An 8565-nucleotide genomic window follows, 5' to 3' on the forward strand; every position below is an offset into this window, starting at 1 on the left:
CCCGAAGGACCAGTTTTCAAGTGGGACTTCATTGAGTAAAATGAAGATGTTTTCTTTGGTTAAAGACGTTTTCAAGTCGATTTGTTCAGCAATCGTTTGATAGAGCGCTTTTTTTTGTGAAATTGTACGACCAGGTCCACAAAAAATTTCAATATAAAGAAACTGTTTGTTCCGTTGTCCACCAGCTAGTAGATAACAATCATCGACAAAATTATTTTTTTGCGTCATTGGAACCCACAATTGGAAGGTATCATCTGCTGGGATTTTAAAACAATTTTCGAGCGAATGATGAATAACAGTATTGATTGTTTCAATCGTTTCAGTAGTATAGGTGTCCCCGTAATATAATTTAATTAATGGCATAATCTAACCTCCTTATTTAATGATTTTAGTATACACTATTATCAATGATTGATAGATAAAGAAAGTTTTAAGGAATTTTGTTATTTAATGTTGTTATTAACCGTGTCTTTCATTAAGATACACCCTATGTTATAATGATTCTAAAGTAGTAATTAATATAAATGCTGACGGGCCTTATTGGGTTTCGTCGGCATTTGTTGTTTTAATAGCTGTTTGAGAGTGATTTTCATTATCAGTAGAGGAGTGTTCTAATTGAGAATAGGTAAAAAAATGGATTTAATTGAGAAAATGACAGAGTATAAGGAATTAATTGCCGTTGGTATTGCAGGTGTTTTAATTGCAATCGCGCTGATTTTAAGTGCGTTTAATGATGTGAAGGTTGCGACTGCTTGTTATTTGTTAGCTTACATTATTGGTGGTTATGCTAAAGCTAAAGAAGGTTTGTTGGAAACGTTCGAAAAAAAGGCATTAAATGTGGAGTTACTAATGATTATGGCGGCGATTGGTTCTGCATTGATTGGTTATTGGATGGAGGGCGCCATTTTAATTTTTATCTTTGGTATCAGTGGCGCGCTAGAAACATATGCGATGAATAAAAGTAAAAAAGAAATTACCGCATTAATGGGTATGCAACCCCAAGAAGCTTGGCGTATTGAGGAAGATGGTGCAACTGTACTTGTCCCTGTTACAGAACTCAAGATTAATGATCGAGTATTGATAAAACCAGGCGAACAAGTGCCAACGGATGGTGTTGTAAGTGAAGGCGAAACGACAATAAACGAAGCTGCTATTACAGGTGAATCACTTCCTGTTCTAAAAACACCTGGAAAAGAAGTGTTTGCGGGAACCCTTAACGGTAGTGGCGCAATTGAAATACGGATGACGAAGTTAACATCCGAAACGGTGTTCCAGAAAATTATTGATTTAGTTGCAACTGCTCAAGCAGAGCAATCTCCCGCTGAACAATTCATCGAACGTTTTGAAGGCCGTTATGTCAAAGTTATTTTAGGTATCGTTGGATTGATGTTATTTGTCCCGCATTATTTGGTGGGTTGGGATTGGACAACAACCTTTTATCGTGCCATGATTTTATTAGTTGTTGCATCACCCTGTGCTTTGGTTGCGTCTATTACACCCGCATCACTTGCTGCTATCTCTAATGGCGCCAAACGTGGGATTTTAGTAAAAGGCGGCAGTTATATCGAAGCTTTGAGTGAGGTTAAAACAATAGTGTTCGATAAGACGGGTACTTTAACACAAGGACGACCAACTGACGTTTCAATCTATTCTTTACCACTTTTAGAAGAAGCGGAGATACTAGCAATTTTATCAGGAATTGAAAGGCAATCGAATCATCCAATTGCTCAGTCAATCTGTAGACAACTAGAAAAACAAGGCGTTGTATCGCAGCAAGAGTTTTTGGTCGAAGAATTTCCTGGTTGGGGAATCAAAGGAACAGTTGCTGGTATTACTTATAAAGTGGGGAAAGAAAGCTGGATGAATCAAGTGTCTGTGAAGCAGTTTTTAAAAGCCTCAGGATTTAATGCACCAATCGTTGGGAAGACCGTTGTGTTCATGGAACGTGATGATGAAGTTGTTTTGATGGCGACGTTGGAAGATGAAGTACGACCGGAAGCACAAGCAGCGATTGCTGAGATACAAGCATTAGGTATTCAAACAATCATGTTGACAGGTGATAATGAAACAACTGCAAAAAAAATCAGCACAACAGCTGGTGTACCGGTATATATTGCAAATTGCTTGCCTGCGGATAAAGTGACAGAAATTAAAAAACTGAAAGGTAACAATGATTTAATTGCGATGGTCGGTGATGGCATTAATGATGCACCTGCTCTTGCGATTGCAGATGTTGGTATAGCGATGGGGAAAGGGACTGATGTAGCTCTAGAAACAGCTGACGTGGTATTAATGAAGGATGATTTAACTCAAATTGCGAGCACGATTAAATTATCGCGAAAAATGAAACGTATCGTTAAACAGAATATTTCTTTTTCCATAGGTGTGATGTTAATACTAATTGTTTCAAACTTTTTCCAAATGATGAATTTACCATTCGGTGTTATCGGACATGAAGGCAGCACGATTTTAGTCATTTTGAATTCGTTACGTTTACTTAGAAGTAGTCATTAAAAAAGCTCCGCTCACTATAAACAGTGAGGGAGCTTTTTCGTTATTTAGCAATTAATTTTTGATGTCAGGAAAGGCCGGGCTATATTGTTTTGGTACATCTGTTTGTTTATGAAGCTCTGCCGCTGTATTTAATGACCAGTAAGGGTTGCGTAGAAGTCCACGACCCACAGCGACCATATCAGCTTGATTGTTTGTAATAACTGAATTAGAAAGAGCTGCGTCAGATAAATTCCCCACGGCTATAATAGGTACATTGAATTTATTTTTAAATGCTTGAGCCAGACCTAATTGATAGCCTGCATCACTACCGATTGTAGCGGAAGGACCGTTTTGACTTTCACCACCTGCACTTACATGAAACACATCAATTCCAGCAGTTAGATAATCAGCAGCAAGATTAAGACTATGCTCTAAACCGTAACCTTCTGGATGAAATTCGATGGCTGATGTTCTTAAGAAAAGTGGCATTTCTGCAGGTATGCTATTTTTTACAGCCGAAATGACACGTTCACCAAATAAGCCAAGGTTTTCGCCATATTTATCAGAGCGTTTATTCGTTAATGGTGATTGGAATTGATGAATAAGATAACCATGAGCTCCATGTAATTCAATTGCATCAACGCCAGCTTTAACAGCACGTTTTGCCGCTTCTGCGTATTTATTAATAAGAACATCAATTTCAGATGTTGTTAATTCGTGTGGTGTTTTAGAATTCGAATCAAATGCGATAGGAGAAGAAGAAACAGGTGTAGCAGCATCAGTCGCTTTGCGCCCTGCATGAGCGATTTGAATCGCTACTTTTGCTCCCGCAGCATGACAAGCTTCAACAATTTTAGCGATACCTTCTATTTGACCATCTTCCCATAAACCAAGACAGTTATTTGAAATTCGACCATCAGGTTCGATATTGGTCATTTCAATGATAATTAATCCCGTACCACCAATTGCTCGTGTTGCGTAGTGTGAAACATGCCAGTCTGTTGTATACCCGTCTTGGTCACGAGCAGAATACATGCACATCGGTGGCATTACAATACGATTCTTCAATGTCATGTTTTTGATACTAATCGGTGAATATAAATCGGTAGTCATAAAAATTCCTCCTATAATTTGTTGATAATTTAGGGCTTTTTGTGTCAAATAAATGTGACAATAAGCTTTATATACATAATAAGCTTATTTAAAGTAAGTGACAAGTAGGAACAAAAAAGTACCTATTAAAAACCCCCACTCTATTGAATGGGGGATGAAAAATTAAGTTTCTTGCCCACGAACGTTCCATGTAAAGGCAAATACGATAGCTGCAAGGATACAAGAAATGAAGATAAGTGTAAAGCCAACATCCCAACTATACGCATCAACAACAAAACCAAGCAAAGCATTTGCCATCACGGCACCGCCAAGATAACCAAAAAGTCCAGTTAAGCCCGCGGCTGTACCTGCTGCTTTTTTAGGTACAAGATCAAGCGCCTGAAGTCCAATCAACATTACTGGACCGTAAATTAAAAAGCCGATAGCTATTAAGGCAACGTTATCAATCCAAGGGTTGCCTGGAGGATTGAGCCAATAAACAAGGACTGCAGCAGCAACACCTAACATAAAGACAACGCCTGCCGGACCACGACGTCCTTTGAAAAATTTGTCGGAAATCCAACCGCATAAAAGAGTGCCAGGGATACCTGCCCATTCATAAAGGAAGTAAGACCAACTTGTTTCGCTTAAATTCATTCCTTTTTCTTCGCTAAGATAGGCTGGTGCCCAATCGAGTACGCCATAACGTGTAAAGTAGACAAAGATATTAGCAACTGCAATCATCCAGACCCATTTATTATTTAAAACATATTTAAAGAGAATATCTTTAGCACTCAATTCTTCTTCAATTGTTTCATGTGAGGCATTAGGATAATCATTACGATATTCTTCAATAGGTGGTAAACCTTCAGATTGAGGTGTGTCACGCATTAAAATATATGCAAGTATTGCAACGATAATGGCTATTAATGCTGGGAAAATAAAGACACCGTTAAAGGCTTTTATGCCAATAATGTAAGTAGAGGTTAAACTAATACCGGCTACTGCGATTGGCGCCATGATACCACCACCGACATTATGGGCAACGTTCCAAATGGCTGTTTTACCGCCACGCTCATTCAGAGAGAACCAATGTACAAGTGTTCTACCAGCAGGTGGCCAACCCATTCCTTGGAACCAACCGATTAAGAATAGCATAATAAACATGGTTGTGATTGAAGATGTGAAAAAAGGAATAAAGCCGAGTAATAAGTTAATGATAGCAGCTAAAATGAGACCTAAAGGTAAAAATATTCTTGCGTTACTTCGATCGGAAACAATACCCATTATAAATTTACTGATACCGTAGGCGATTGAAACAGCGGATAACGCTAATCCTAATTCGCCTTTTGTGAAGCCTTCTTCTGTTAAACCAGGGATAGCGAGAGAAAAGTTTTTTCGTAATAAGTAATACCCGGCATAACCAATGAAAATACCAATAAATACTTGCCACCGTAAGCGTTTATAAACCGGATCGATTTCATCTTTTGGTAAACGTTCTTTTGGTGCGGGTGGTTTTAAAAATTTCATAAATAAACCTCCTATTGTAGATATATGTGTTGGTACAACATGAGTATAGCACCTAAAATAAAGCGTGTAAACGTTTTCTTTGATTATGAAACTATAGTCCTTTTCAGTAAAATGTCTGGAAAAGTATAACAATGTTGATATAGTTGAGGATTTCAATGATTATTAACTGAAAGGATATAAGTCGAAAGACCTAACCAAGTGCCTGCATTTTTCTGAACAAAAAAACACCTCTTTCTCAAATTCGAAATGAATTGAGGTAGAAGTGTTTTAGTTCATCAATTAAAATTGTGGTAGGTCTTTGATTTTATCCGCACAGAATGTAAGTATTTCTGCTTCTTCATCTTCGTCAAGGGCAATGTCTAGTTGCGTGTCTGTATCAATCGATTTGATATAGTAAATAACGATTCTAGAAATGTCTTCCTTTTGTCCGATTAATACACGTAACTCAAGTCCGTTAGCTTCAAATAATTCGTCATCTTCATCAACATTAAACACGATGAAAAATTCATAACGTTCACCTTCAATGATGCCCGTAGGGTCATGTAGTTTTTCAACAGTATGAGAAATAATATTCATTTTGTAATCCGCTCCTTTAGTATAATACTCTCTCCTATTATCTGCGGTAATGTTAAATTAGTAAAGGTTTTTCTTTTAACCTAGGTGAGGCAAGAATGATTAAATCGGAACGTTGTGTAAAAGGCTCGTCTCATCTATAATTTACTTTAAAATATAAAAATAGAAGTGGAGGGGAAACATGCGACATTCTAAAACAAATCATCTAGCGACTGAAAAGTCCCTTTATTTACAACAACATGCAGCCAATCCTATAAATTGGTATCCTTGGGGCGATGAAGCATTTGAATTAGCCCAACATGAAAACAAGCCAGTATTGTTAAGCAGTGGATACTCTACGTGTCATTGGTGTCATGTTATGTCTGATGAAGTGTTTATGGATAGTGAAGTCGCTGATTACCTGAACGAACATTTTATTGCCATCAAAATAGACAGGGAAGAGCGTCCGGATATTGATGCCATCTATATGAAGGTTTGCCAGATGTTAACTGGACAAGCTGGATGGCCACTTAACGTTTTTTTAACAGCAGAACAAGCGCCATTTTATGCCGCTACATACATACCGAAGGATGACACTCATAATCAACCAGGAATGATGTCGATTATCAAACATTTGAAGCGGGTGTATGATGAAATGCCCGAACAGATAGAAGGTATTAGTCAGCAACTAATAAAAGGATTGGCAGACCCTCCTAACAATACGCTGGAAGATTATGCAGATAAAGAAGTGGTAGAGCACCTTTACGGTAATTTAAGAGCACAATTTGATTTGGAAAACGCTGGTTTTGGTAAAGCACCAAAATACCCAACAAGCCAGCCTATACAATTTTTAATGAACTATTCGACTCGATATTCCTCTATTGAGGCAGATGAAATGTTGAGTAAGACGTTAGAAGAATGGCGTTACAGTGCTTTGTTTGATCAAATAGATGGTGGTTTCTTTCGTTATACCGTAGATGAGCGTCATCGTTCCCCACATTTTGAAAAAATGCTTTATGATCAGGCATTGTTGCTTGACTCTTATGTCACTGCATACCAGTATCAGTCAAAAGAGTTATATAAAGAAACAAGTAGACGTTTAATTGATTTTGTAGACCGTTTATTGATGTCTGAGAATGGTGTTTTTCACAGTGCGATTGATGCTGATGTAAAAGGTGTTGAAGGTGCCTATTATAAATGGCGGTGGGATGAAGTTGTGTCAGTTCTTGGTAGTGAAACAGCTGTGTTATTTGCTTATCGTTTTGGTTTAATAACACAAGAGCAAGGAGCGAAGGGAAATATACTGTATGTTAATGAGAGAGACAGTGAACTACGTGGAAACAAATTAATCGATAGTTTAGCTAAGTTAAGTAATCATCGTAAACAAGAACTGTCTCCTTTTGTAGAAACTAAAATTAAAACGTCGTGGAATGCATTAATGGTTAAGTCGTTAGCCAAAGCTAGCCGTATATTGGGTGATCAATCTTATCAGAGAAGAGCAGAGGACTGTTTTGATGCGTTAATCAACGTCAATTATAGAGACGGTAATCTTTATGCCACTTCAATGGAGGGCGTCGTAAAAGAGATTGCTTTTCTTGATGATTATGCTTATCTGATAGAAGCATGTATTGAGCTTAACCAACTGACATTCAAACACAAATATATCGAATTAGCGATTGTGTTAGCTAATGTTTTAACTGAACATTTTGAGGATAAGCAAGCCGGTGGTTTTTATTTTACAGATGATCGTGAATTACCGTTGATCATAAGAGATAAAGAAGGTTTAGATACGGCGCTTCCGAATGCTAATGCCAGCATAACGTTCTCATTTTGGCAATTGTCGCAATTAACGAATGATTCGTTTTACAGTGAATGCGCTAAAAAAACATATTGTTTTTTTGAAGAAGATATCATGCGTTATCCGACTGTTTCTTTTTCTTGGGGCCGTTATCTTATGCGCGACATTTGTGATGCTAAAGTTCTTAAATTTAGAGGTGAGGGTGCATTGTTACTTGCGAAAGAATATCAAAAATACAAGAAAGATAGTGAAATATGGTGTGTAGATGAAAAAGGCGAGGGGTCTTTACGTTTAGAGTTTTGTGAAAAATATACTTGTAAAATTTATGAAGGTGTCGATATAATAAAGAAGTTCTTAAGAGAAATATATGTAAGTGTATAGGGGTGAAGATGATGTACGCAAGAGAAATGAAAAAAGAAGATTTACCAAGGTTGCGAGAAATATTTTTAAAAGTTAGAACGGCTGCGTTCGCCTGGGATAAAACGGAAACTTATAAACTTGAAGACTTCGACAAACAGACAATTGATGAAGAAGTTTTATTAATAGAAGAAGAGGGTGAAATATTAGGTTTTGTCTCTACATATGTCCCGGATAGTTTTATCCACCATTTGTTTGTTGATACAACTAAGAGTAGAAAAGGAATTGGTTCTCAATTAATTGCTGAAGCTCTCAATCGAATAGAGTTACCTGCGACATTAAAATGTGTGACTGAAAACGAAAAAGCATTGGCTTTTTATGCTAAAGAGGGTTGGGTAAAAACGATTCAGGAAAAAGATGATGGGATCAGTTATTGGGTAATGAAATATACCAATTAGTTTTTTTATTTAAAGTGTTGACTTTTAAATCAACGGATGATAATATTAAGAAGTTGTCAAAACGACGACTTCAAATTATCTCCTGAAAACATTTTTCGAAAGATGTTGACGTGAGTTAATAGATATGTTATATTAAAGTAGTTATCAGCGAGAGTTTGACGGCGATTGACCTTTGAAAACTGAATGAACGAAAAGACATATTATATGCTTAAACTCTTCGGAGTTTAACCAATTAATTTCGTAACGCAAACAAGTAACAAATTTTTAGCTAGCGAACTAGTTAAG

Annotated in this window: 7 protein-coding genes; 3 read left to right on the forward strand and 4 right to left on the reverse strand. The window is 37.1% G+C overall.

All coding sequences use genetic code 11. The features are described 5' to 3' along the window. Window positions 1-363 (reverse strand): tautomerase family protein (locus tag IKV95_RS00850; protein WP_287451307.1); only part of this gene is annotated, 363 nt, incomplete at its 3' end. A gap of 270 nt (window positions 364-633) precedes the next feature. On the opposite strand from IKV95_RS00850, the gene IKV95_RS00855 reads away from it, so the two are divergent. Next, complete coding sequence (locus tag IKV95_RS00855) at window positions 634-2514, forward strand: heavy metal translocating P-type ATPase (RefSeq protein ID WP_287451310.1); 1881 nt, start codon at window positions 634-636, stop codon at window positions 2512-2514. 51 nt (window positions 2515-2565) lie between these two features. Here IKV95_RS00855 and IKV95_RS00860 read toward each other — a convergent pair whose 3' ends face one another. The 3 genes from IKV95_RS00860 to IKV95_RS00870 form a co-directional block, all read right to left on the reverse strand. Further along, on the reverse strand, window positions 2566-3606 hold the full coding sequence (locus IKV95_RS00860) for an NADH:flavin oxidoreductase/NADH oxidase (protein WP_069119567.1): 1041 nt from the start codon (window positions 3604-3606) through the stop codon (window positions 2566-2568). A 162-nt stretch (window positions 3607-3768) separates the two neighbouring features. Continuing rightward, window positions 3769-5115, reverse strand: coding sequence for a glycerol-3-phosphate transporter (glpT, locus tag IKV95_RS00865; protein WP_069119569.1), 1347 nt, complete (start codon window positions 5113-5115; stop codon window positions 3769-3771). Between the two features lie 279 nt (window positions 5116-5394). Continuing rightward, window positions 5395-5691 carry a DUF6509 family protein gene (locus IKV95_RS00870; protein WP_287451308.1) on the reverse strand — a complete coding sequence of 99 codons (297 nt, stop codon included), beginning with the start codon at window positions 5689-5691 and terminating at the stop codon, window positions 5395-5397. Window positions 5692-5869: 178 nt separating this feature from the next. On the opposite strand from IKV95_RS00870, the gene IKV95_RS00875 reads away from it, so the two are divergent. Together IKV95_RS00875 and IKV95_RS00880 are read left to right on the forward strand one after the other, a co-directional pair. Further along, a complete protein-coding gene (locus IKV95_RS00875; protein WP_287451309.1) occupies window positions 5870-7846 on the forward strand; it encodes a thioredoxin domain-containing protein in 1977 nt (658 codons plus the stop codon). A gap of 11 nt (window positions 7847-7857) precedes the next feature. Beyond that, the gene (locus IKV95_RS00880) at window positions 7858-8280 is read left to right on the forward strand and encodes a GNAT family N-acetyltransferase (RefSeq protein WP_029090530.1); all 423 of its coding nucleotides are present in this window, start codon (window positions 7858-7860) and stop codon (window positions 8278-8280) included. The last annotated feature ends 285 nt before the right edge of the window (window positions 8281-8565 follow it).

The organism is Brochothrix sp. (assembly GCF_017549435.1).
Classification (GTDB): Bacteria; Bacillota; Bacilli; order Lactobacillales; family Listeriaceae; genus Brochothrix; species Brochothrix thermosphacta.

Bases quoted from the DNA above. Each gene is read 5' to 3' on its own strand.
- IKV95_RS00870 (WP_287451308.1), bottom strand. From the start codon at position 5,691: ATGAATATTATTTCTCATACTGTTGAAAAACTACATGACCCTACGGGC.
- IKV95_RS00855 (WP_287451310.1), top strand. From the start codon at position 634: ATGGATTTAATTGAGAAAATGACAGAGTATAAGGAATTAATTGCCGTT.
- IKV95_RS00860 (WP_069119567.1), bottom strand. From the start codon at position 3,606: ATGACTACCGATTTATATTCACCGATTAGTATCAAAAACATGACATTG.
- IKV95_RS00880 (WP_029090530.1), top strand. From the start codon at position 7,858: ATGTACGCAAGAGAAATGAAAAAAGAAGATTTACCAAGGTTGCGAGAA.
- glpT (WP_069119569.1), bottom strand. From the start codon at position 5,115: ATGAAATTTTTAAAACCACCCGCACCAAAAGAACGTTTACCAAAAGAT.
- IKV95_RS00875 (WP_287451309.1), top strand. From the start codon at position 5,870: ATGCGACATTCTAAAACAAATCATCTAGCGACTGAAAAGTCCCTTTAT.